19 protein-coding genes are annotated in these 23,727 nt (G+C 61.5%); 10 read left to right on the forward strand and 9 right to left on the reverse strand.

Annotation, left to right across the window (positions count from 1 at the left end):
- Nucleotides 1-27: 27 nt before the first annotated feature.
- From leuA to ABDX79_RS04915, 5 genes are all read right to left on the reverse strand, one after another.
- Nucleotides 28-1,707 carry a 2-isopropylmalate synthase gene (leuA, locus tag ABDX79_RS04895; protein ID WP_346219286.1) on the reverse strand — a complete coding sequence of 560 codons (1,680 nt, stop codon included), beginning with the start codon at nt 1,705-1,707 and terminating at the stop codon, nt 28-30.
- A gap of 493 nt (nt 1,708-2,200) precedes the next feature.
- Nucleotides 2,201-4,234: an RNA polymerase sigma factor RpoD gene (rpoD, locus tag ABDX79_RS04900; protein WP_346219136.1), complete on the reverse strand. Its 2,034-nt coding sequence runs from the start codon at nt 4,232-4,234 to the stop codon at nt 2,201-2,203.
- A gap of 323 nt (nt 4,235-4,557) precedes the next feature.
- A complete protein-coding gene (dnaG, locus tag ABDX79_RS04905; protein WP_346219137.1) occupies nt 4,558-6,510 on the reverse strand; it encodes a DNA primase in 1,953 nt (650 codons plus the stop codon).
- 72 nt (nt 6,511-6,582) lie between these two features.
- A complete protein-coding gene (locus ABDX79_RS04910) occupies nt 6,583-6,912 on the reverse strand; it encodes a hypothetical protein (protein ID WP_346219138.1) in 330 nt (109 codons plus the stop codon).
- Nucleotides 6,913-7,426: 514 nt separating this feature from the next.
- Nucleotides 7,427-7,705, reverse strand: a complete 279-nt coding sequence (locus ABDX79_RS04915) for a DUF1289 domain-containing protein (protein WP_346219139.1) — start codon at nt 7,703-7,705, stop codon at nt 7,427-7,429.
- Between the two features lie 242 nt (nt 7,706-7,947).
- Here ABDX79_RS04915 and ABDX79_RS04920 point away from each other — a divergent pair, with 242 nt between their 5' ends.
- From ABDX79_RS04920 to ABDX79_RS04930, 3 genes are all read left to right on the forward strand, one after another.
- The gene (locus tag ABDX79_RS04920) at nt 7,948-8,448 is read left to right on the forward strand and encodes a hypothetical protein (protein ID WP_346219140.1); all 501 of its coding nucleotides are present in this window, start codon (nt 7,948-7,950) and stop codon (nt 8,446-8,448) included.
- Nucleotides 8,449-8,599: 151 nt separating this feature from the next.
- Nucleotides 8,600-8,971 (forward strand): CidA/LrgA family protein, encoded by a 372-nt coding sequence (locus tag ABDX79_RS04925; protein WP_346219141.1) that lies wholly within the window; start codon nt 8,600-8,602, stop codon nt 8,969-8,971.
- Nucleotides 8,964-9,683, forward strand: coding sequence for an LrgB family protein (locus ABDX79_RS04930; protein WP_346219142.1), 720 nt, complete (start codon nt 8,964-8,966; stop codon nt 9,681-9,683). Before ABDX79_RS04925 ends, ABDX79_RS04930 begins: the two co-directional genes overlap by 8 nt.
- A 111-nt stretch (nt 9,684-9,794) precedes the next feature.
- Here ABDX79_RS04930 and ABDX79_RS04935 read toward each other — a convergent pair whose 3' ends face one another.
- Nucleotides 9,795-10,244 carry a GatB/YqeY domain-containing protein gene (locus ABDX79_RS04935; RefSeq protein WP_346219143.1) on the reverse strand — a complete coding sequence of 150 codons (450 nt, stop codon included), beginning with the start codon at nt 10,242-10,244 and terminating at the stop codon, nt 9,795-9,797.
- Between the two features lie 383 nt (nt 10,245-10,627).
- On the opposite strand from ABDX79_RS04935, the gene carA reads away from it, so the two are divergent.
- The 6 genes from carA (at nt 10,628) to ABDX79_RS04965 (ending at nt 18,712) form a co-directional block, all read left to right on the forward strand.
- Nucleotides 10,628-11,815: a glutamine-hydrolyzing carbamoyl-phosphate synthase small subunit gene (gene carA, locus ABDX79_RS04940; protein ID WP_346219144.1), complete on the forward strand. Its 1,188-nt coding sequence runs from the start codon at nt 10,628-10,630 to the stop codon at nt 11,813-11,815.
- Between the two features lie 575 nt (nt 11,816-12,390).
- Nucleotides 12,391-12,642: a helix-turn-helix domain-containing protein gene (locus ABDX79_RS04945; RefSeq protein ID WP_346219145.1), complete on the forward strand. Its 252-nt coding sequence runs from the start codon at nt 12,391-12,393 to the stop codon at nt 12,640-12,642.
- A 206-nt stretch (nt 12,643-12,848) separates the two neighbouring features.
- Entirely contained in the window at nt 12,849-16,283 is a 3,435-nt protein-coding gene (gene carB, locus ABDX79_RS04950; protein WP_346219146.1) for a carbamoyl-phosphate synthase large subunit, read from the forward strand.
- Nucleotides 16,284-16,496: 213 nt separating this feature from the next.
- On the forward strand, nt 16,497-16,970 hold the full coding sequence (gene greA, locus ABDX79_RS04955) for a transcription elongation factor GreA (RefSeq protein ID WP_346219147.1): 474 nt from the start codon (nt 16,497-16,499) through the stop codon (nt 16,968-16,970).
- A gap of 25 nt (nt 16,971-16,995) precedes the next feature.
- The gene (locus ABDX79_RS04960; RefSeq protein ID WP_346219148.1) at nt 16,996-17,580 is read left to right on the forward strand and encodes a Uma2 family endonuclease; all 585 of its coding nucleotides are present in this window, start codon (nt 16,996-16,998) and stop codon (nt 17,578-17,580) included.
- A 28-nt stretch (nt 17,581-17,608) separates the two neighbouring features.
- A complete protein-coding gene (locus tag ABDX79_RS04965) occupies nt 17,609-18,712 on the forward strand; it encodes a glycosyltransferase family 4 protein (protein ID WP_346219149.1) in 1,104 nt (367 codons plus the stop codon).
- On the opposite strand, the gene ABDX79_RS04970 is transcribed toward ABDX79_RS04965, so the two are convergent.
- From ABDX79_RS04970 to ABDX79_RS04980, 3 genes are all read right to left on the reverse strand, one after another.
- Nucleotides 18,649-19,434, reverse strand: coding sequence for a glycosyltransferase family 25 protein (locus ABDX79_RS04970; RefSeq protein ID WP_346219150.1), 786 nt, complete (start codon nt 19,432-19,434; stop codon nt 18,649-18,651). The genes ABDX79_RS04965 and ABDX79_RS04970 overlap by 64 nt on opposite strands.
- Nucleotides 19,435-19,441: 7 nt before the next feature.
- Nucleotides 19,442-20,827: a TrkH family potassium uptake protein gene (locus ABDX79_RS04975; protein ID WP_346219287.1), complete on the reverse strand. Its 1,386-nt coding sequence runs from the start codon at nt 20,825-20,827 to the stop codon at nt 19,442-19,444.
- Between the two features lie 217 nt (nt 20,828-21,044).
- Nucleotides 21,045-22,430, reverse strand: coding sequence for a TrkH family potassium uptake protein (locus ABDX79_RS04980; RefSeq protein ID WP_346219288.1), 1,386 nt, complete (start codon nt 22,428-22,430; stop codon nt 21,045-21,047).
- Nucleotides 22,431-22,698: 268 nt separating this feature from the next.
- On the opposite strand from ABDX79_RS04980, the gene trxB reads away from it, so the two are divergent.
- Complete coding sequence (trxB, locus tag ABDX79_RS04985) at nt 22,699-23,673, forward strand: thioredoxin-disulfide reductase (RefSeq protein WP_346219151.1); 975 nt, start codon at nt 22,699-22,701, stop codon at nt 23,671-23,673.
- The last annotated feature ends 54 nt before the right edge of the window (nt 23,674-23,727 follow it).

A 23,727-nucleotide genomic window follows, 5' to 3' on the forward strand; every position in this document is an offset into this window, starting at 1 on the left:
CTGATTCAGTTTTGCTGTCCCGCGATCTCAGGGCTGGACGGATCCTTCAATGATCCGGTTGGCTGCCGAGAGAATCGCGACGAGCGAGGCCGTCACGATATTCTTGTTGATCGCGACGCCAAAGAGCCGACCACCGGGATGGGCAATCTCCATGTAGCAGATCGCCCGCGCATCCGACCCCGTTCCGAGAGAGTGCTCGGAATAGTCATGCACCGAGATGTCGACACCGATATGCCGGGAAAGACCGTCGATGAAGCCGTCGATCGGCCCCGTCCCCTTGCCGGTGATCAAGATCTCCTCACCGCGATCGATGATCGTCGACTCCACGATCCGGCCCTCGGGAACGTTCGGATCGGGCTTCGTGACGTGGTTGATGAAGCGAAGACGGCCTTCCGGCTGGGTCACATAGCGCTCCATGAACCGCTCGTAGATGCGGCTGCCCTGAAGCTCCCGGCCCTCTTCGTCGGTAATTCTCTGAATGTCCTCGCGAAACTCCACCTGCAGATTGCGCGGCAGATTGAGCCCGTAATCCTCCTGCAGGATGTAGGCGATACCGCCCTTGCCCGACTGGGAGTTGATGCGGATGATCGCCTCGTAGGACCGGCCGACATCCTTCGGGTCGATCGGCAGATAAGGCACTTCCCAGAGCGGCTTGTTCTGCTGACGTACCGCCTTCATGCCCTTGTTGATGGCGTCCTGATGGGAGCCGGAAAAGGCGGTATAGACCAGTTCGCCCACATAAGGGTGCCGCTCACCGACGGCGAGCTGGTTGCAGTATTCGTAGACATCCTTGATCCGGTTGATGTCGGAGACGTCGATCAAAGGATCGACGCCTTGCGTGTACATGTTGAGGGCCAGGGTCACGAGATCGACATTGCCGGTCCGCTCGCCATTGCCGAACAGCGTGCCCTCCACACGGTCGCCGCCTGCCATCAGGGCGAGTTCCGTCGCCGCGACCGCCGTGCCCCGATCATTGTGCGGATGGATCGAGACCAGGAGGTTCTCCCGATTGTCGAGATTGCGGCACATCCATTCGATCTGGTCGGCATGGATGTTGGGCGTCGACATCTCGACCGTCGCCGGCAGATTGACGATCAGCTTGTTCTCCGGCGTCGGCTGGATGATTTCGGCGACCGCGTTGCAGACCTCGGCCGCAAATTCCAGTTCGGTGCCGGTGAAGCTCTCCGGTGAATACTGGAAACGATAGCCGCCGCCGGCTTTTGCCGCCATATCGGCGATCATCTTGGCCGCATCCGTTGCAATCTGCTTGATCCCCGCCCGGTCCTTGTCGAACACGACCCGGCGCTGAAGCTCACTCGTCGAATTGTAGAAGTGCACGATCGGCCTCACCGAGCCTTCCAGCGACTCGAAGGTTCGCGAGATCAGCTCGGGCCGGCACTGGACAAGCACCTGCAGCGAGACATCGTCGGGCGTCCCGCCCTCCTCGATACACCAGCGCACGAAGTCGAAATCGGTCTGGGAGGCCGAGGGGAAACCGATCTCGACTTCCTTGAAGTTCATGGCCAGCAGAAGCGCGAAGAATCGCGCCTTGCGCTCCTGGCCCATAGGATCGACGAGGGCCTGATTGCCATCGCGCAGGTCCACGGAACACCAGATCGGCGGCGTATCGATCGTCTTCGAGGGCCAGGTCCGATCGGGCAGATCGATCTGGCCATAGGGCCGGTATTTCTCGGCCGCATTGGTCATGGTCTTGCCGCGCCCCTCGGGAAACGGCTTCTTCGCCTCGATCGTCGTATCGCTCGCAGGCATCGGAATATTATGGATGGCAGACATCGTCGTCCTTCAATCGCCTTCTCGATCGGCGGCATTCACGGCAGCTTTACCGTGCGTCTTCCGCGATCGGATCGAACTTTTCAAGCCGCGCACGGATCACGCGGCCCATCGGTCTCGAAATGTGAAGGAGCGAAGCCGAATTTCCGGGAGAGACCCGACCGGCTTGAGCCGACCGCCGGGCGCCCCTTCCTTAGCGGGCCCGACGGTCGCGGCTAAGGAGGAGAAGACCAGACATGCGAAACCGGCCACCGGCTGAGATGGCAGTGCTCCGAGCAGACATGGCCGTGCAGATGTTCATGGTCAGAAAGATGCAGGATCGTTTTAAGGAAAGCAAGCTGCCGGCACGCTTAAAACGCCGGCTTTGCGGCGATGCCGGCGCAATCACCGCCGGCATCGCCGTGTTCAATCAGCTGTCGAGGAAACTGCGCAGCTTGCGCGAACGGCTCGGATGCTTGAGCTTGCGCAGCGCCTTGGCCTCGATCTGGCGAATACGCTCGCGGGTCACCGAGAACTGCTGACCAACCTCTTCCAGCGTGTGGTCGGTGTTCATGCCGATGCCGAAGCGCATGCGCAGGACACGCTCCTCGCGGGGCGTGAGTGAGGCGAGAACGCGGGTCGTCGTCTCGCGCAGATTGCCCTGAATCGCCGCATCGATCGGCAGGATCGCGTTCTTGTCCTCGATGAAGTCGCCGAGATGCGAATCCTCCTCGTCACCCACCGGCGTTTCGAGGGAGATCGGCTCCTTGGCGATCTTCAGGACCTTGCGGACCTTTTCGAGCGGCATCGCCAGCTTTTCGGCCAACTCTTCCGGGGTCGGTTCGCGACCGATCTCGTGCAGCATCTGGCGCGAGGTGCGCACGATCTTGTTGATCGTCTCGATCATATGCACCGGAATGCGGATCGTGCGGGCCTGGTCGGCGATCGAGCGGGTGATCGCCTGCCGGATCCACCACGTCGCATAGGTCGAGAACTTGTAGCCGCGGCGATATTCGAACTTATCGACGGCCTTCATCAGGCCGATATTGCCTTCCTGAATGAGGTCCAGGAACTGAAGGCCACGATTGGTGTACTTCTTGGCGATGGAAATCACGAGACGCAGGTTCGCCTCGACCATTTCCTTCTTCGCCTGCCGGGCCTCTCGCTCGCCCTTCTGCACCATGTGCACGATGCGGCGGAACTCGGTGATTTCCAGACCGGTCTCGGTCGCAAGGCTCTGGATTTCCCCGCGCAGGCGCTGGATCTTTTCCTTGTCCTTCTGAACGAAGGAGAGCCAGCCCTTGCCGGACAGGTTGGCCACCCGCCGCGTCCAGTTCGGATCGAGCTCGGAGCCCTGATATTCCTTCAGGAACTCATCGCGGCGCACGCCATGGGATTCGCCAAGGCGCAGCAGCTTGCCCTCGTTACCAACGAGCCGCTTGTTGATGTCGTACAGCTGTTCGACCAGCGCATCGATACGGTTCTGGTTGAGCGAAAGCCCCTTGACCAGCGCGACGAGGTCTTCCTTCAGCTTCTTGTAGGATTTCTCTTGGGACGGAGACAGGGCGCCGGTCGCCTGAAGACGGTTCTCGACCTGTTGGTCCTGCAGCTTGCGAAGACGGAAATAGGTGTCGGCGATGAGATCGAACGTGTCCATCACCTGAGGCAGGATCTCGGCCTCCATCGCGGCGAGGGAAAGGTTCGCCTCGTCGTCCTCGTCCTCGTCCTCTTCTTCCGTGCCCACGGGACGAGCCTCGCCTGGGCGCGTCTGCGGACCGGTCGCAACCTTCGCCTTGCCTTCCGCGTCGTCGCCTTCGTCGCCCGCAGGCGCCGCAACGGCCGGCGCTTTCGCCTCAGGCCCGGCATAGGTCGCTTCCAGATCGACGATGTCGCGCAGAAGGATGTTGCCATCGTTCAGCTCGTCGCGCCAGATGATGATGGCCTGGAAGGTCAAGGGGCTCTCGCAGAGCCCGGCGATCATCGTCTCGCGGCCAGCCTCGATGCGCTTGGCGATCGCGATCTCGCCTTCGCGCGACAGCAATTCCACCGAACCCATCTCGCGCAGATACATGCGCACGGGATCGTCGGTACGGTCGCTCGAAGACTTCTTCTCGGTGGTGGCGACCTGGGTCTTGCCGGTTTCCGCGACTTCGGTCGAACCCGACGAATTGGAATCGTCGTTATCGTTGTCGTTATCGTTGTCGGCCTCACCCTCCTCGTCGTCCTCGACGACGTTGATGCCCATGTCGTTGAGCATGGCCATCAGGTCCTCGACCTGATCGGACGTGACGCCATCGGAGGACAGCATCGAATTGAGCTTGTCCATGGTCACGAAGCCGCGCTTCTTGGCGGCCTTGATCATTTTCTTTACAGCGTCATCGGACAGGTCCAGCAAGGGCCCGTCGGTCGCCGCTTCGGCGCGCTCGTCCGCAGGCGCTTCTTTCTCTTTGACCTTGGTCGCCATACGATTCATTCTCCGATTTCGGGCATCGCCACCCGGGTTCTGCTGCCTGCCGTCCACTCAGCGACGTCTCGCTGAGGGAAGGCACCCTCTTTCAGGCCGCTTTGACTACTTGGGGCCCTCAAGGCTCGCTTTCCGCCGTTCACGGTCGTCTCGAAACTCGCAATCACATGAACGTTATATCGCGTTCAGCGGCGGTATATGTGTGCCCGACCATCAAATGGCAATATTTAAACGCCCCAGCTTGCCGCAAGCCTGCGCGGCAACGCGCGCGGCACGCGACACTGCGACAGCCTGTGGCCGATTGGGAACGGAATTCTGATGCTTTACATGGTCTTAACAGCGCGCCCCGACAAGATGCCAAATCCATCTATCAGGGCTTCGGTCGTCTCCAGGCGTTCGATTTCCGCTTTCACCGCGCGCATGTGCTCATAAGTCCCCTGCGTCGGCTCCTCGCCGAGCAGTCGTTCGGCCTGCCTCAGCTCGCGCGTCAACGCCTTGAAGCGATGCTGCAGATTCAAGGCCTGACGCAGGGCCTCGCGGGCGTCGTCCGGTGCAGCATCAGCGAGAACCGGCCATAGCCGTACCTCGCGCGCCTTTCTTTCATACGCCTCGAAAATCGTATCCGTGCCCGTGCGTTTCAAGCCATCGACGATGACATCCCGGCTGTCCGGCGCGCGCTCGGCGTAGATGTCGAGCACCGCAGCCCTCAGGCGGGCAAGATCGGGCGCATCGATCTCCAGATCGGCGAAGTAGTCGAACGCTTCGTGCATGAGCACCGGATGGTTCACGAAACCGACCACGATCGCGATCTCTCGCAAGGAGGGCGCGGGGCCGCCGGCGGATCGCAGGAGGCTGGATCGCGCGAGACGGTCCGAGATCGCCGGCCGCATACCGGGTGCCTGGCCTTGCCGCTCTCCCCGGTTCTGGCCGCTTGCCCCCCGCGAATAGCCGCCGCGTTCGTTTTTTCCCCCATAGCCGCGCTGCGACGATCCACCGCCGAAAAAGGTCGATAACCTCTGACGCATATCGCTCTGGTAGTGTCGGCGAACGTTTTCGTCGCCTATCTGCCGGGTCAACTGGTTGAGGCGAGCCTCGAGTTCGGCCCGCGCTTCCGGCGTATCGAAGGTCGAACCGGCAGTCTCGCGGGACCAGACCATATCCGACAGGGGGCGGGCCTGCGCCAGAACATCATTGAAGGCATCCGGTCCGCCATCCTTCACGAGGTCGTCCGGGTCCTTGCCGTCGGGCATCAGGGCGAAACGCAGGGATCGACCGGGCTTCAGCATGGGCAGCGCGATCTCGGCCGCCCGGTGCGCGGCTCGAAGACCGGCCCCGTCTCCGTCGAAACACAGAACCGGCTCGGTGGAATTGCGCCACAAGAGCTCGATCTGGCCTTCCGTCAACGCGGTGCCGAGCGGCGCGACCGCGTGATCAAAACCGGCCTGGGCCAAGGCGATCACGTCCATGTAGCCTTCGACCACGATGAAAGTGCCGGCGCTCTTCGCCGCTCGCCTCGCATTGGCGAGATTGTAGAGCATCGCGCCCTTGTGAAAGACATCGGTTTCCGGCGAATTCAGATATTTGGCGCGGGCATTGGGCGACATCGCCCGCCCGCCGAAGGCAACGCATCGCTCCGAAGGATCGAGGATCGGAAACATGATCCGGTCGCGAAATCGGTCGAAGGAGACGGGGATGTCGTCACCGTGGACGACGAGCCCGGCGGCCTCGATCTCCGCCTTGCCCACACCCTTAGCGACCAGATGCTCCTTCAGGCGGTTCCGACCCTCCGGCGCGAAACCGAGCCCGAAGCGCTTTTGCGTCGCAGGCGTCAGGCCGCGATCGCGCAGATAGCCGCGCGCCTTGGCCCCTTCGTTGTCCTGCAGCCGTTCGCGAAAAAACTCCGAGGCAAGCCTCAGGGCATCGAGAAGGGTCGCACGCTTCTCCTCGCGCCGCTCGGCCTGGGGATCGGGCGCCGGCATCGACAGGCCGGCCATACCGGCCAGCCGCTCCACCGCATCGGGAAAGCTCATCCCGTCGAGCTCGGTCAGAAAGCGGAAATGATCGCCGGAGACGCCGCAACCAAAACAGTGATAGCGGCCCTTGTCGTCCTCGCAGTGAAAGCTCGGAGACTTTTCGCCGTGAAACGGACAGCAGGCCCAGTGATCGCCCTTGGCAGGCCGGGATTTACGCCGATCCCAGGTCACGCGCTGACCGATCACATCGGAGATCGGAACGCGGGCACGGATGTCGTCGAGAAAGGAGGGCGGAAAGCGCATGAGATCGTCTTCGCACAGTTGCGCTCAGACGTCAGCCACCTTCGGTCATGGGCAGTGGATTAAGCCGCAGAACTACCTGCCTATGCCCCTTGCATCCGCCCGAAGCGTCTGCATCATCGAACGAAGCATCTTTTCCATATCTTCATAAGAAAGGTCAGGGCTGCGACTGTCGTGTATCGAAGTCGATACGTCGTAGCCGTCAACCTGCGTGTAGGCTGTCATCGACCGAATGGTCAATTGACCTTCAGGCGTCGTAGCGCGTGAGAGCATTCTTACATAGAGGACGTCGCCATCGCGCGGCTCCACAATTTCGGTCACCTGCAGTTGATCTAAGGTGGCGTCATACTCTCCGAATTCAGGCTGCCTTCCAATAATCTCCCGGAACCTCGGGTCGGTGTTCATGGACAGAAATGCCTGCTCCATAGACGCCATCGCTTCCTTGGGGGGGGGGGCAGCGGACTCTTGGAGAGATAGCCATTTTTCATATTTTGGCTAGTCACAGTGATGTGCGTTCCATCCAAACTATCGAGATCGATCGTAGTGGGATCGTCCGCGCCGCATGGAAGGAACATCGCGATCAAGACGTTCTTCAGGTTCATGGTCGTTTCCCGCGCATCGTCGAACACAACGGACTCGAGGCCGATATTTGCGGGGTCGAGACGGCACATTCCTTCGGGAGCAACCAAGGGCAGATCGAATGTCTTAAGCTCAGATGCGAGGCCAAGTCCTCCGCTACTGACTAGATACAGAAATACCAGAGCAAGAGCGCGCATTCGTCAGAAGACCCCTTTTGAAGCCCATCATCAATTGTCTTGGGAAGTGGAACCAGAAGAGCTCCCCCCCCCCCGCAACCTAATGCCGCAAAACACAACGAAAGTTGAGGGCGTTTTCAGCCGTCTGCCGCCGCCAGCGAACCTCAAGCCGACTTCGCCTCCTGCAGCTTGTCGAGCGGACAGGGCTGGTCCTTCTTTGCGCAGCGGCGACGGTAGAGGAATTCCCACCGATCCCTGCGGCCCGTCTGTTCGAGCCGTGCCAGAAGCAGGCGAAACAGTGCCTTGCGGTCGGCCTTCTTGCGGCTCTTCTTGAACAGCTTCTTTTCGTCCTTCGTCAGGCCGCAGCCGACGCAGGGGCCCTTCCCCGGGCGTTTACAGATATCGATGCAGGGCGATGGAGCCCCGCGCCACAGTCCGGCCATTGATGATGTCCCTCGGATTTGGTGCAACGCGGCGCAAGCCACGCAACGGATGTCGGTTTCAGACGATGCCAGCGGCGCGCCGATGTCCAGCGGGATATCTCCTGCCAGCGCCCGAAAGCATCTGTGACACGCCAGCGCGGCTGGCATCGTTGCGCCGACATACTAGCTCTGTTAAAGAGAAATCAACAAAATCAGCAGTTTAGACGAATTCTAAACTGGCAGATCACAAGCCGGTTCCGATCATGACAGCCACAGCTCGCACCTTCGCGTCTTTTCTGGACACAGCCCCGGAAGAGGCCGTCGTCATCCCGTTCGGCAAGCGCAGCTGTCCGACTGTCGAAACTCGCGCGAGCGACCTGTCCGAGAGCGATCGCGATCTCCTCAACCGTCTCCGCTGGCTCGCCTTGAAAAGCCGGCTCCAGCCGAAGCCCGAGATCGAGCGTGCCTGCCTGATGCTCGCCGGAAAGGAACCCCGCGCCATCGAAACCGTGTCGAACGCGTTTTTCCGAGGCCTCTCGAAACACGGCACGATCACGCTGGAGTTTTACCGTCCCGGCACGCGCTGGCCTTCGAGTGACGAGATCTGGCTCTTGCGGCTTCTTGCCGCGTTCCGCCAGGGCCGGGAAAAGGAAGGCGCAGCCCTCGTCACATGGCGCATCGAACCGAGAGGCCGTCGGTGGTTGCGCTTTCTCGCAGCGTCGCTGGCCGAGCTCGCAACGCCTGCCCACTCGGCCGACGCCTGAGCGATCGGGACCTCGTCCCGCAATTCGCCTCTGGTTGCGCCGAGTTCACGTAGCGTTTGATCGGACAGCGGCCCTTTAACTCTTTCCGCTCGCGCCGTAGCAGCTATTCTCTCGCCCATGATCGCGAGTCGCTTATCTCACGGTGATACGCTTGCTTAGGGCGCTCACCGGAATTCTTCTGTGCCAGCTCGTCGGCGAGGCTCTCGTCGCCGCAACGGGGCTTCCGCTTCCGGGCCCCGTCATCGGCATGGCGCTTCTGTTCACGGTCTTCGCCGTCAGGGGCGGCATTCCCGACTCCATCGCCACCGTGGGCGACGGCCTTCTGGGCAATCTCGCCGTCCTCTTCGTGCCGGCTGGCGTCGGCATCATGCAGCACACGAGCCGGCTAGGGTCGGAAGGCCTCCAGCTCGGGGGAACGCTGCTCGCCTCAACGCTCATCACCATCGGCGTCACCGCCCTCGCCATGCGGTTCTTCATGAAGGACAAAGCACCTCAAAACGCCCAGGAGAGCGAGGATGACTGAGGAGATCACCGACATCTGGGTCTATCTCGCGACGAGCCCCCTCCTTGCCCTCACGCTGACCCTCGTCGCCTATCAGATTGTCCAGGACATCTGGACGCGAATCGGCAGGCCGGCCCTCTTGAACCCGGTGCTCGTCTCGGTGCTCATCATCGTCGGTGTTCTCACAGCAACCGGCACTTCCTACGATACCTATTTCGAAGGCGCCCAGTTCATTCACTTCCTGCTCGGCCCTGCGACGGTCGCCCTCGCGATTCCGCTTTATCGCCAGTTCGAACGAATCAAGGCGAACAAGCTCGCGATTGCCGCAAGCCTTGGTATCGGTTCGGTGACGGGCATCGCGAGCGGGCTTTTGTGCGCGGGCCTCTTCGGCATCGATCAGACGGGTTTCGTCTCCATCGCGCCGAAATCGGTGACGGCTCCGGTCGCCATGGGCATCGTCGAGCGGATCGGCGGCCTGCCTTCGCTCACCGCCGTCCTCGTGATCGTCACGGGCATCATCGGCGCGGCCCTTGGACCTTCGATGCTCAATCTCTTGGGTGTGAAGGATGCGCCGGCGCGCGGCATGGGGATGGGCGTCGGCTCGCACGGCATAGGCACTGCACGAGCGCTTCAGGAAAGTGAGGCGGCCGGCGCGTTCTCCGGACTTGCCATGGGGCTGAACGCGCTTGCGACGGCGATCCTCGTACCGCTCGTCTTCTGGCTTTTCTTTTAAAAACGATCGCCAGAGATGCGACTGCCTACAGCATCATAGGGTTTGGGATGGCGATATGCTGCCACATGCCTCGATAGCGCGACGGGAGGTTTCTCCTCTCCCCGGCAAGCTTCAGCGCAACATGCCTTTCACGACGGTCGAGGCCTTGGTGAAATCCATCTGGCCCGGATAGCGCTGTTTCAGCTTGTTCATACAGCGGCCGACATCGCGAAGGCCCTTGGCATCGATATCTTCGACTGCCGAGCGGCAAGCCTGCTGCATGGCGCTCTCGTCGAGCTGGGCGGGCAGGAAGTCCTCGATAACCTTGATTTCCTCGCGCTCCTGTTCGGCAAGTTCCAGGCGGCCATTCTCCTCGTAGCTCCGCGCGGATTCGATCCGCTGGCGGCGCATGGTGACGAGAATGTTCAGGATATCGTCGGTATCCACAGGATCGCGGCCCGCTTCGCGGTTCGCCTCATCGCGGTCCTTCACAGCGGCCTTGATGAGGCGAAGAATGGATACACGGGTCTTGTCGCCCTCGTCCTGCGCTTTGGTCAAAGCTTCAGAAATCGTCTCGCGCATTGCGCATTTCACTTTCGAACGTGGGTACCGTGGCGGTCCGAGGATCGGAAAAGCCCGCGGCGGGACTCAGGATGTTACGCTAACCGGCTGTCCATGCAACGGGGATTCCGTTGTTCGGTCACAGTATCGTCATTATGTTGCGTCTGTGCATGAACAACCCGCACCGGAGGGCGCTTTCGGCGTGTTTATCCGGTGGAATTACGGTTCGTACAGGCAATCGATGCTTGCAGCCCATGGCGGCTGCCCTATAGAGAAGCCCAGAATGCAACGCAAGCGCCTTTACCTGGAAGACGGCCCGCAGGCTGAGCCTCGCTGAACGCTTCCCTAAGATGGCGAGCCTCAAGGCGTTTTTCTAGAAAGAGACCGGATCAGGAGACCCGAATATGAGCGAGGGATGGACGAAACGCGTGACCACCGGACTGCTCGTTCTGGCGGATGGCACGGTGATCGAGGGCTTCGGCCTTGGCGCCGAAGGGGCGATCGAGGGCGAAGTCTGCTTCAACACAGCGCTCACCGGCTATCAGGAGATCCTCACCGATCCGTCCTATGCCCAGCAGATCGTCACCTTCACCTTCCCGCATATCGGAAATGTCGGCGCGAACGCGGAAGACCACGAAGATTTCTCTCCCCTCGGCAATGCCGGCGCGGTCGGCGCGATCCTGCGCGCGGAGGTAACCGAGCCCTCGAATTATCGCTCGGCCGGCCGGCTCGAGGAATGGCTGAAACAGCGCGGTATCATCGCTCTCTCAGGGATCGACACGCGGGCCTTGACCGCATCGATCCGCGAGAATGGCATGCCGAACGCGGTGATCGCCCACGATCCGAACGGCCAGTTCGACATTGAGGCGCTGAAAAAGCGCGCACGCGAATGGGCTGGCATAGACGGTACGGACATCGCGAAGCTCGTCGCCACCACGAAAAGCTCCATCTGGACCGAGAAGCCTTGGCTGTGGGGCGATGAAAAGGCGGCGGAGACGCCGGCCCGCTACAAGATCGTCGCGGTCGATTACGGTGCCAAGCGCAACATCTTCCGTCTGCTTGCCGGCCACGGCGCCGAGGTGACCGTCGTGCCGCCGACGACGAGCGCGAAAGAGATTCTCGCCATGGATCCTGATGGCGTCTTCCTGTCGAACGGCCCCGGCGATCCGGCTGCGACGGGCATTTATGCGGTCAAGGAGATCCAGGAGCTTGTGGAGGCCGGTATCCCGCTCTTCGGCATATGCCTCGGCCACCAGCTTCTTGCTCTCGCACTGGGCGCCGAGACGAAGAAGATGCATCAGGGCCACCATGGCGCGAACCATCCGGTGATGGACTACACCACCGGCAAGGTGGAAATCGTGTCGATGAATCACGGCTTCGCGGTTGCCGCCGATACCCTTCCGGACGGCGCCACGGAGACCCACCGCTCGCTCTTCGATGGCTCGAACTGCGGCCTGCAGCTGAAAGAGAAACCCGTCTTCTCCGTCCAGCATCACCCGGAGGCCTCACCCGGCCCGCAGGACTCGCACTACCTCTTTCAGCGCTTCTTCGACATGATCGACAGCCATCAGGGCAAACGAAACGCGGCCTGACCACGCAGCGGGTCTTCGCAATCCAAACGAAAACGGGCACCGGCTTGTCGCCGATGCCCGTTTTTTTTTGCGTCTCTATATTTCAGTGTCCGCAGCGATGTGCCGCTTTACGCAGCCCGGATCTTGATGAGGCCGAAACGGGCCAGAAATCTCTTCACGGAGCGGCGAAATCCGCAATGAGCTGTCGCATACTGATGCATGTCGTGACGGCCACGTTCTCCGCCACAGGAAGCGCGGGCGACGATGATATCTGCAAGCATTATTATTTCTCCCATTATCGTATTGTTTTAGCTTAGCGGATGCAGCTTGAGCGAGCGTCGCAGGCCGATGATCCGCGCGGGCATCCAGAAGCCATATCGCCGTGATTCTCTTATAATAAGGCGCACTTGGTGCGCACTTTCAAGGGGATAAAAGCGCACCATGTGCATTTTTTGCGCGGCGAACCGTCCCGCTTAAAGCATTTGTCCCAATTGATCTGATAGGGACCGCGACCGCGATTGCCGAGCTGAGCTTGCGGTTGACAAGACCGCTTTGGCGGAGAATGGCTCACACATGGATGACAGACGGAGTTGCCGATGACGCCCGCAGCGTTCAAAGCCTGGCGCAAGGATATTGGCCTGAAGCAGAAGGATGCTGCCGAGAAGCTGGGCCTCAAGAAGCGCGTCATCCAGTATTATGAAAAAGGCGCCCGCGGCGGAAAGAACGTCGAGATTCCGAAAACCGTGGAACTTGCCTGTTTCGCGCTCTCGATGGGCGTCGAGTCTTACGACGGCAGACCGCTGCCGGGCGTTGCCGAGGTCTCGAAGGCAAGGTCTGGGAGTTCGTAAGCGCTCATGGCGCGCTGAGAGTCTTGTCGATCTCGAGTGCAGTTCAGCAAATGCGCGCAGGTTTCCCCTTCCCTCGCAGCGACCTCTTCCCTATAAGGCGGCCTCAGCCTGAAGACTCAATTTGCGACTGGTCAAACCGCGCGGCTTTCATGACGAAAGCGCCGGATGGCCGGTCTTCGCACGCCGACAAGATGGACCGAACCGCCATGCCCAAACGCACAGATATCAAATCGATCCTCGTCATCGGCGCCGGCCCCATCATCATCGGACAGGCTTGTGAGTTCGATTACTCCGGCACCCAGGCCTGCAAGGCGCTGAAAGCCGAGGGTTACCGAATCATCCTCGTCAACTCGAACCCAGCGACGATCATGACCGATCCCGATCTCGCCGACGCCACCTATATCGAGCCGATCACGCCGGAAGTCGTCGCCAAGATCATCGAGAAGGAGCGGCCGGACGCGCTGCTGCCGACCATGGGCGGCCAGACCGCGCTCAACACCGCGCTGTCCCTCCAGCGGATGGGCACGCTGGATCGCTATCATGTGGAGATGATCGGCGCGAACGCCGCCGCCATCGACAAGGCCGAGGACCGCGCGCTCTTCCGCGAGGCGATGGCCAAGATCGGCCTCGAAACCCCGCGCTCGGTTCTCGCCAATGCCGCCGTCCCCAAGGCGCAGGACCGCAAGGTGCACGAGGAAAAGCGCACCGTCATCCGCGCCGAACATGCCGATGACGAGGACGCACGCAACGCCGCCCTCGACAGGCTGGAAGCCGAGTGGAATCTCGGCGAGAGCGACCGCAAGCAGCGCTATATGACGCATGCCTTGGCCGCTGCCGCCCAGGCACTTGACGAAGTCGGCCTGCCCGCCATCATCCGGCCGTCCTTCACGCTCGGCGGCACGGGCGGCGGCATCGCATACAACCGGCAGGAATTCTTCGAAATCGTCGAGAACGGGCTCGATGCCTCGCCGACGACGGAAGTGCTGATCGAGGAGTCCGTCCTCGGCTGGAAGGAATACGAGATGGAGGTGGTCCGCGATCGGGCGGACAATTGCATCATCATCTGTTCCATCGAGAACGTCGATCCGATGGGTGTCCATACGGGCGATTCGATCACCGTCGCGCCGGCACTGACACTGACGGACAAGGAATACCAGATCATGCGCAACGCCTCGATCGCGGTGCTGCGCGAGATCGGGGTGGAGACTGGCGGGTCCAACGTCCAGTTTGCCGTGAACCCGGAAACCGGCCGCCTTGTCGTCATCGAGATGAATCCGCGCGTCTCGCGCTCGTCCGCTCTCGCCTCGAAGGCGACCGGCTTCCCAATCGCCAAGGTCGCGGCGAAGCTTGCCGTCGGCTATACGCTGGACGAGCTCGAAAACGATATCACGGGCGGCGCGACGCCGGCCTCCTTCGAGCCGTCGATCGACTATGTCGTCACGAAGATCCCGCGCTTCGCCTTCGAAAAATTTCCCGGCGCCGCGCCGATCCTGACGACGGCGATGAAATCCGTCGGCGAGGTGATGGCGATCGGCCGGACTTTCGCCGAATCGCTGCAGAAGGCGCTTCGCGGCCTCGAAACCGGTCTGAACGGACTCGACGAAATCGCGATCCCCGATGCCGGTCAGGGCGACGACCTCAACGCGCTGCGCGCAGCCCTCGGCACGCCGACGCCGGACCGGCTGCTGATGGTCGCCCAGGCCATGCGCATGGGCATGGACGACGAGGCGATCCACGCGGCCTGCAAGATCGACCGCTGGTTCCTCGCCCGCATTCGCTCGATCATCGATCTTGAAGCGAGAATCCGCGAGCACGGTCTTCCGCAGGATGCGGACAATCTGCGCTATCTGAAATCCTTCGGGTTCTCGGACGCCCGTCTTGCGACGCTCGCCGGCGTCAGCGAAGTCGAGGTCGCCGACAAGCGGCGCGAACTCGACGTCCATCCGGTGTTCAAGCGGATCGATACCTGTGCCGCCGAATTCGCCTCGCCGACCCCTTACATGTACTCGACCTATGAGCGCCCCTTCGCAGGCAGCGTGCGGTCCGAGGCCGACATCACAGATGCGAGGAAGGTGGTGATCCTCGGCGGCGGTCCGAACCGGATCGGCCAGGGCATCGAGTTCGACTATTGCTGCTGCCACGCCGCGTTCGCGCTTGGCGACGCCGGCTACGAATCGATCATGATCAACTGCAATCCGGAAACGGTCTCGACGGATTACGACACGTCCGACCGGCTCTACTTCGAGCCGCTGACGGCCGAGGACGTGCTGGAGATCCTTTATGCCGAACAGACGAAGGGCACGCTGCACGGCGTCATCGTCCAGTTCGGCGGCCAGACACCGCTGAAGCTTGCGGAAGCCCTGGAGGCGGCCGGCATTCCGATCCTCGGTACCTCGCCGGACGCAATCGATCTTGCCGAAGACCGCGACCGGTTCCAGCAGCTCCTCAACAAGCTGAACCTGAAGCAGCCGAACAACGGCATCGCCCGCTCCTTCGAAGAGGCCAAGGCGATCGTGGAGCGGATCGGCTATCCGGTTGTGATCCGGCCGTCTTACGTCCTCGGCGGACGGGCCATGGAGATCGTGCGCTCCGACCAGGGCTTCGAGCGCTACATGCGCGAGGCCGTCGTCGTATCCGGCAAGTCGCCGGTCCTCATCGACGGCTATCTGAAGGACGCGATCGAGGTCGACGTCGATTGTCTCTGCGACGGCGAGGCAAGCTTCGTTGCCGGCATCATGGAGCATATCGAAGAAGCCGGCATCCACTCAGGCGACTCGGCCTGTTCGCTGCCGGTCCATTCCCTGTCGACGAAGATCACCGAGGAACTGGAACGCCAGACGCGGGAAATGGCCGTCGCACTGAAGGTCGGCGGTCTGATGAACGTCCAGTTCGCGATCCAGGGCGAGGATATCTTCGTTCTCGAAGTCAACCCGCGCGCCTCGCGCACGGTGCCCTTCGTCGCCAAGACGATCGGCCGGCCGATCGCCAAGATCGCGGCGCGCATCATGGCTGGCGAAGATCTCGATACGGCCTTCGCGGCCTATGGCGGCAAGCCGGATGTGAAGTCCCTTAAGCATATCGCGGTCAAGGAGGCGGTGTTCCCGTTTTCCCGCTTTCAGGGTGTCGACACGCTGCTCGGGCCGGAAATGCGCTCGACGGGCGAGGTCATGGGACTTGCCAACGACTACGCGCTCGCCTTCGCCAAGAGCCAGCTCGGCGCAGGTGTGGACCTGCCGCGCGAGGGCACGGTCTTCGTTTCGGTGAAGGACGCCGACAAGGAACGTATCCTCCCAACGATCCGGCTTCTCAGCGAAATCGGCTTCTCCGTGATGGCGACGGGCGGCACACAGCGCTTCCTGACCGAAAACGGGATCGAAGCCGTGCGCGTGAACAAGGTTCTCGAGGGCCGTCCTCATATCGAGGACGCCATGCGCAACAGACAGGTGCAGCTGGTCTTCAATACCACGGAAGGCGCAAAGGCTCTATCGGACTCGCTGTCGCTAAGGCGCGCCGCCCTCCTCCACAAATTGCCCTATTACACCACGCTGGCCGGCATGGAAGCGGCCGCCCAGGCCGTTGGTGCCCTTAAGAAAGGCAATCTTGAAGTCAGGCCGCTTCAGTCGTATTTTACAGCTGCCTGAATTCTCAAATGGCTTGTCGGCCCTGACCGGACCAGGGAACGACGACACTTCCAAGTCCGTTCAGCCGGTTGGAGCCGGGCGATCATTTGTCGCCCGGTCCGGCCTGTCTTTGTATTCCCGGCAGCGCCGTTTTGACATCGGCCGCGCCGGCACGAACGATAAGAAGGCGCGCCGGCACATCATGGCCGGCCGTATCGAAAGGTGGAGGCCGATATGCAGAAGGTCCCGATGACGACCCGCGGATTCGAGACGCTGAAAGAGGAGCTTCGTCGCCGTCAGCAGGAAGAGCGGCCCCGGATCATCCAGGCGATCTCAGAGGCGCGTGCCCACGGCGATCTCTCCGAGAACGCGGAATATCATGCGGCGAAGGAAGCCCAGAGCCTCAACGAGGGCCGGATTTCGGAACTCGAGGACGTGACCGCACGTGCCGAGGTCATCGACGTCACCAAGATGAAGGGTGACAAGGTGATGTTCGGCGCGACCGTCAAGCTCGTCGACGAAGAGACCGAGGAAGAGCGTCTGTTCCAGATCGTCGGCGATCAGGAAGCCGACGTGAAATCCGGCCGCGTGTCCATTTCCTCGCCGATCGCCCGCGCGCTGATCGGCAAGGAGGAAGGCGATACCGTCGAGGTCGCAGCGCCCGGTGGCGCACGGTCCTACGAGGTGCTCGAGGTTCTCTGGCAGTAGGGTTCGACCGACCGGAGACAGGTCAATGAGCGAAGCAGCGACGAATTCGATGACGCTTTCGAAGTTTCTCGATTGGGAGAAACGCCAGGAGCGGAAATTCGAGTTCGTCGCCGGCGAGCCGCGCATGATGACGGGTGGCACGCAGGCTCACGCCCTCATCGGCGCCAACATCCAGACCAGCCTCCATACCCGACTGCGCGGAAACCCTAGTCGCGTGGGCAGCTCGGACTTGCGCGTGACGGTTCCCGCGACCGGCAATTCACGCTATCCGGTTGTCACTGTCGATTGCGAGCCTTACGAGCCTGCCTCCCATGATGCGTCGAAGCCCCCGGTCGTTTTCGAAGCGCTCTCGAAATCGACCGCCTGGTGTGACCAGAGCCGTAAATTGCGCGACTACGAGACGGTCAGGGACATCCGTCAGTATGTTTGCGGGTCGCAGTCGGAGAGCAGGATCAGCGTCTGGACGCGCGACGACCAAGGTCGTTTCCTCGCTGAGGAAGACATCACCGAGGAGATGGGTGAACTCCAGATCGAACCCCTTGGAATGTCAGTTCCCATTTCGGAAATCTATGATGGGACGGGTCTAGGTGCGACCTCCAAACGACCCTGATACCGCCGTCGGCGATCGCGACGATCGCGTGAGATCGAATATCACAGCGCGCGAAACTCATGTCATCGCACCCAACTTCAAACGGCGGCTTTCCGGGGTAACCTCGACCATCGTCCAGCTTCTGCCGTTTCAGGCAAGGCGCATCGCGATCGCGTCCATGGGGCCGGATGTGCTGCCGAAAAGCGTCCCGCGCCTGTCATGGGGCTCCCTCCCCGCGCTCTGGCGACGACCGAAGGGCAAATCCGTCCGCATCTGGCATGCGCGGCGGAACACGGAGATGCTGCCGGGCATCGTCATGCGCGACGTCCTGAGGATGCCGCTGAAGCTTGTCTTCACGTCCGCTGCCCAACGCGAGCACTCGGCCTATACACGCTTCCTCATCCGGCGAATGGACCGTGTGATCGCGACGTCTTCGAAGAGCGGGTCCTTCCTCAAGGTGCCCCATCGCGTCGTCATGCATGGCATCGATTGCGATCGGTTCGTGCCAGATGGACCGCTTCCCCAGCTCTCATCAGATCTGGAATATCGTCTCGCCGGCAAGAAGATCGTCGGCTGCTCCGGTCGCATCCGTCATCAGAAGGGCACCGACCTCTTCATCGACGCGATGATCGAAGTCCTGAAAGACCGGCCCGATTGGGCGGCTGTCGCCACGGGACGCACGACGAGCGAGCACGCGGCATTCGGGCGGGAGCTACAAAATCGCGTCGCGGCCGCAGGCATGGCCGACCGCATCCTTTTCGCCGGCGAAGTCGATGACATCGCACCCTGGTTCCGTCGCTTCGACATCTATGTCGCGCCGCCCCGCAACGAGGGTTTCGGCCTCACCCCGCTCGAGGCGATGGCAAGCGGGACGCCGGTGATTGCGACCGATGCCGGCGCATTCCGTGAGCTCATCGTCGAGGGCCAAACCGGAACGGTGGTGGACAGCTTTTCCAGTGAAGCCATCGCCGCAGCTCTCGTCCCCTATATGGACGACGATGCAAAGCGGGAAGCGGCATCCAGAGGCGCCCTCGCCCATGTCCGCGAGCATTTTCCGCTTCAACGCGAAGCGGCAGAGATCGAGTCGGTTTACGACGAGCTGTGGTCCGAGACGAACTCGGCCAGGTCGATGCGCGGTTTGCGCAATTCGTAGAAGGTGCCGCGTCCCAGATGAAGCGGGATCAGCTGCAATTGCGTCACGGTTCGCCGCCAGCCATAGACCCAGTTCTTTCGGCGCATTCGCGGTTGCGCCCTCGGCTGATGAATTTGCCTCGTGGTTCTGATACCCGGATCGACACCCATTCTTTCAAGGACATCGGCCTGCACCGCGAGAGCCGGCTCCACCTGTGCGATTTCGAGCCGGCCGCTTCTGAAGAGAAATGCGTCGGAAGGAGCAGCAAAGCGGTCAAGGGCCGTCAGGAGCTTCTGCGCACCGGTCGGCGAAACCACATAGGCAGCGGATCCCGCCTTGTCCCTCGCGATATCCGAGAATTCGCCGATGCTCGCATATCGCCGGAAGAATTTCCGCCGGCCGTAATATTCGAGGTTGATGAGATCGTAGTCGGGCAGATCCCGGTCGAGAAATGCCGGCAGGCGGGGCGAGAGCACGGCATCATCCTCGAAGATCGCGAGCGGGGCCTGGATCTCGACCGACTTATCCCACAGGGACGCGTGCGAGAGGAGAAGCGCGATCTCGACCCGTGACAAGGGCCGCTCCCAGAGCGTCGAAAGGCGGGAGAACCTGTTGTCCGCAACATCCCTGCCGCAAAGAGCCGCGAAACGCTGAAGCTTCATGCCAAGACGAGTGCCCTGGCGCTCCATGAAAAGGCGCCGCTCTTTGGCCCGTTCGAGATTGATGTAATGCGCTGCGATCATTCGCCCCCTAATCCTTCCAGGTTGCAGGGAAAAGCAGGATCAGCACGGTCACGAGCTCCAGCCGCCCGAGCAACATGGTGATCGAAAGCACCCACAGGGCGCCGTCCGGCAAAGACGAGAAATTGCCAGCAGGACCAATGACCTGACCAAAACCGGGACCGACATTGGCCAGTGATGTGAGCGTACCGGAAAAGGCCGTGATCAGATCCAGCCCGTACATGGAGAGGATGACGGTGCCAAGCAGCAGCGTGCCGAAGAACAGGAAGAAGTAGATGGTCACGGTCTGGATGCCGTCAGGCGCGATCTCGCTGTTGCCGTAGCGCATGCGAATGACCGCGTGCGGGCGTACAAGACGGCGGAAGTTGGCCTCCACCACTTGATAGAGGATGTAGAGCCGGTTGGCCTTGATGCCGCCAGTCGTCGAGCCCGCGCAGCCGCCCAGAAAGGTCGCCAGGAAGAACACGCCGATCGCAGCATTGGACCAGAGCGTGTAGTCCTCTGACGCATAGCCGGTCGTCGTGATGATGGAGACGAGGTTGAAGGCCGAGGAAATCAGCGCTTCGTCGAACGGCGTACCGTTGATCATGCGCCGGGATATCGCGATCGTCAGGCTGAGCACCAGACAGATCGACAGGAAGACCTTGATCTGCGGATCACGCCAGAGCTGGAACCGGCGCGGCAGGAACGCCCGTATATAAATGACGAACGGCATCGCGCCGAGGATCATGAAAATGGTCGAGGCGACGAGGATCCGGTTGTCCTCGAAATATCCCATGGATGCGTCATGGGTGGAAAACCCCGCCGTCGCGACCGTCGTCATGGCGTGGTTGACCGCATCGAAGAAGGTCATGCCGAGGCCGGTATAGGCGACAGTGCACAAAAGCGTCAGCACGACATAGGCCGCGACGAGCCCGCCCGAAAGCTGGTTGATCCGGGGCAGAACCTTGTCCGACTTGTCGGAACTTTCCATGTGAAACAGCGCCATGCCGCCGGTTCTGAGCACCGGCAGAATGAGCAGCGCCATGCCGATGATGCCGATACCGCCGATCCACTGGAGCAGGGAACGCCACATGAGGATGCCGCGCGGGAGGGCGTCGAGACCGGAAATCACCGTCGATCCGGTCGCCGTGATGCCGGACATGGATTCGAAAAAAGCCCCTGCCAGCGTCAGATTGAACGAGGCCACATAGAGCGGGATCGTTCCGACGACGGCGCCGAAGATCCAGACCGAGGTCACGATGAGGAAGCCGAGCCGCTGGGTGAAGCGGGGACGCTCGCCGCGGGTTGCAACGAAGATCAGCGCGCAGATCATGCTGATCAGCGCGCTCGAACCGACGAAGACCTTCCAGTCGTCATTCCCGTCAGCGACATCGACGAGCGCGGGTAACAGCATGGAGCCCGCTAGAGCCAGGCCGAAGCTCGACGTCACATTGGCGATCGTCCGTAGAATGGCCGGCTCTCCTCAGGAACCGCCCGGTCTCGCTCATCGCGGCCCGGGCAGGATCAGACGCCATCGGATACCGTTTGTCGAAAAGACCGGCAACGGCGGAAACCCGCACAAGGCGGCGCATGTTGCGTGCCTGCATCCCTCAGACTGCGCCGTGAACGCGTCAGTCCGTCCAGGTGGCTGGATAAAACAAGATCAGAACGGTCACGAGCTCCAGCCGCCCGAGCAGCATCGTGGCCGAAAGAATCCACAGGGCGCCTTCCGGGAGCGAGGAGAAATTGCCGGCCGGACCGATGGTCTGGCCGAAGCCCGGACCCACATTGGCAAGCGCGGTGAGCGTTCCGGAAAAGGCTGTGTCGTAATCGAGGCCGAACAGGCCGAGCGCCACGGTTCCCAGAAGCAGGGTTCCGAAGAACAGGAAGAAGAAGATCGTGACCGTCTGAATCCCCTCGGGCGGGATCGGGTTCAAGCCGTATTTCAGGCGAATCACCGCGTGTGGCCGGACCAGCCGACGAAAATTGGCACCGAGAAGCTTATAGAGTATGTAGAGACGGTTCGCCTTGATGCCGCCGGATGTCGAACCCGCGCATCCGCCAAGGAATGTCGCGAAGATGAAGATGCCGAGGGCCGCATTGGACCAGAGCGTGTAGTCGTCCGACGCATATCCCGTCGTCGTGATGATCGAGACGAGGTTGAAGGTCGAGGAGACGAAGGCCTCCTCGATCGAGCTCGAATTATAGACGCGCCGGGTTATGGCGATGGACAGGCTCAAAATCACGCAGGTGGTGAGAAAGACGCCGATCTGCGGATCGCTCCAGAGCTGGAAACGGCGTGGCAGGAACGCCCTGATGTAGAGAACGAAAGGCAAGGCGCCGAGCACCATGAAGATGGTCGCGGCTACCAGGATCCGGTCGTCATCGAAATACCCCATTGAGAGGTCGTGGGTGGAATAGCCGCCCGTCGAGAGCGTCGTCATGGCATGGTTCATCGCATCGAAGAACGTCATGCCGAGCCCGGTATAGACGATCGAGCAGAGCACGGTCAGAGTGACATAGGCGGCCACGAGACCACCTGAAAGCTGCGCGACGCGCGGCAGAACCTTATCCGACTTGTCGGAACTTTCCATATGGAACAGCGCCATGCCGCCGGTCCTGAGGGCCGGCAGGACCAGCAGCGCCATGCCGATAATGCCGATACCGCCCAGCCACTGCAGCAGGGATCGCCACATCAAGATGCCGCGCGGCATCGCGTCGAGACCCGACAGCACGGTCGATCCCGTCGTCGTCAGACCGGACATCGATTCGAAGAACGCCCCGGCGTAAGAGACGTTGACCGAGGAGATGTAGATCGGGACCGCGCCGATGAGTGCGCCCACGATCCAGACCGAGGTCACGATCAGGAAGCCGAGCCGCTGGGTGAATCGCGGTCGGTCACCGCGCGTTGCCGCCGAGACGAGGGCGCAAAGCATCGCGATCATCGCGCTCGATCCGATGAACACCTTCCAATCCTCATTGCGATCGGAAATATCGACCAAGGCGGGAATCACCATGGCACCGGCGAGCGCGAGGCCGAAATTCGACGTAACGTGAGCGATCGTCCTGAAGATGGTCAATGTCCCCTGAGATCGAGGCCGACGGATGGGCTCGATTTTTCGCACTGCACGCAGCGTATTACAGTGCGTCCGACCGCCTCGCAACGGAGCTCCGCACCGCATCCATCCTCGCGCATGTTGCGGGCAGAGAAGGCGTCACTTATTGAATGATCGCACGTGATCGACCATTTCACGAAGCGAACGTCACAGACCAAAAGAGCGCGAAATGACCCAACGACATACGGAAGTCCTCATTCTGGGATCGGGTCCCGCAGGTTACACGGCCGCGATCTACGCAGCGCGCGCCATGCTGAAACCCCTGATCATTTCGGGCCTCCAGGAAGGCGGGCAGCTGACGATCACCTCGGATGTGGAAAATTATCCGGGCTACGCCGACCCGGTCCAGGGTCCGTGGATGATGGAGCAGATGAAGGCCCAGGCGCTGAATGTCGGCTCCGAAATCGTCAACGACCTCATCGTCGAAGCCGATCTTGAAAGCCGGCCGTTTCGGCTGACCGCCGATTCGGGCACGGTCTACACCTGCGATGCGCTGATCATCGCGACGGGCGCCCAGGCGAAATGGCTCGGGATTGAAAGCGAGGCGAAGTTCCAGGGCTATGGCGTTTCGGCTTGCGCAACCTGCGACGGCTTCTTCTATCGCGGCAAGGATGTCGTCGTGGTCGGTGGCGGCAACACTGCCGTCGAGGAAGCGCTTTACCTCTCCAACATCGCCAAGACGGTCACGCTGGTCCACCGCCGCGAGGAATTGCGCGCCGAACGCATCCTGCAGGAACGGTTGTTCGCGAGCAAGAACGTCAAGCTGCGCTGGAATGGCGAGATCGACGAAATCCTCGGCCAGGACAAACCGATGCCGGGCGTGACCGGGGTTCGCATCAAGGACACGCGCACCGGCGAGACCGAGGAGCTGTCGGCCGATGGCGTCTTTATCGCGATCGGCCATGCGCCGGCCGTCGAACTGTTCGAGGGCAAGCTGAAGCAGAAGCCGTCCGGTTATCTCTGGGTCGAGCCGGGTACGGTGCGCACGTCGATCGAGGGCGTCTACGCGGCTGGAGATGTTGCGGACGACGTCTGGCGTCAGGCCGTCACCGCCGCTGGCATGGGCTGCATGGCCGCGCTCGACGCCGAACGTTGGCTGCAGATGCAGGCGATCGAAAGTCAAAAGAAGGCCGCAGCAGAATAATTTACGTGAAATCTCCACAAAAGTGATTATGTTGCAGTGCAGCAATAATAGTTC

This window comes from Fulvimarina fulva (assembly GCF_039652615.1).
GTDB lineage: Bacteria > Pseudomonadota > Alphaproteobacteria > Rhizobiales > Rhizobiaceae > Fulvimarina.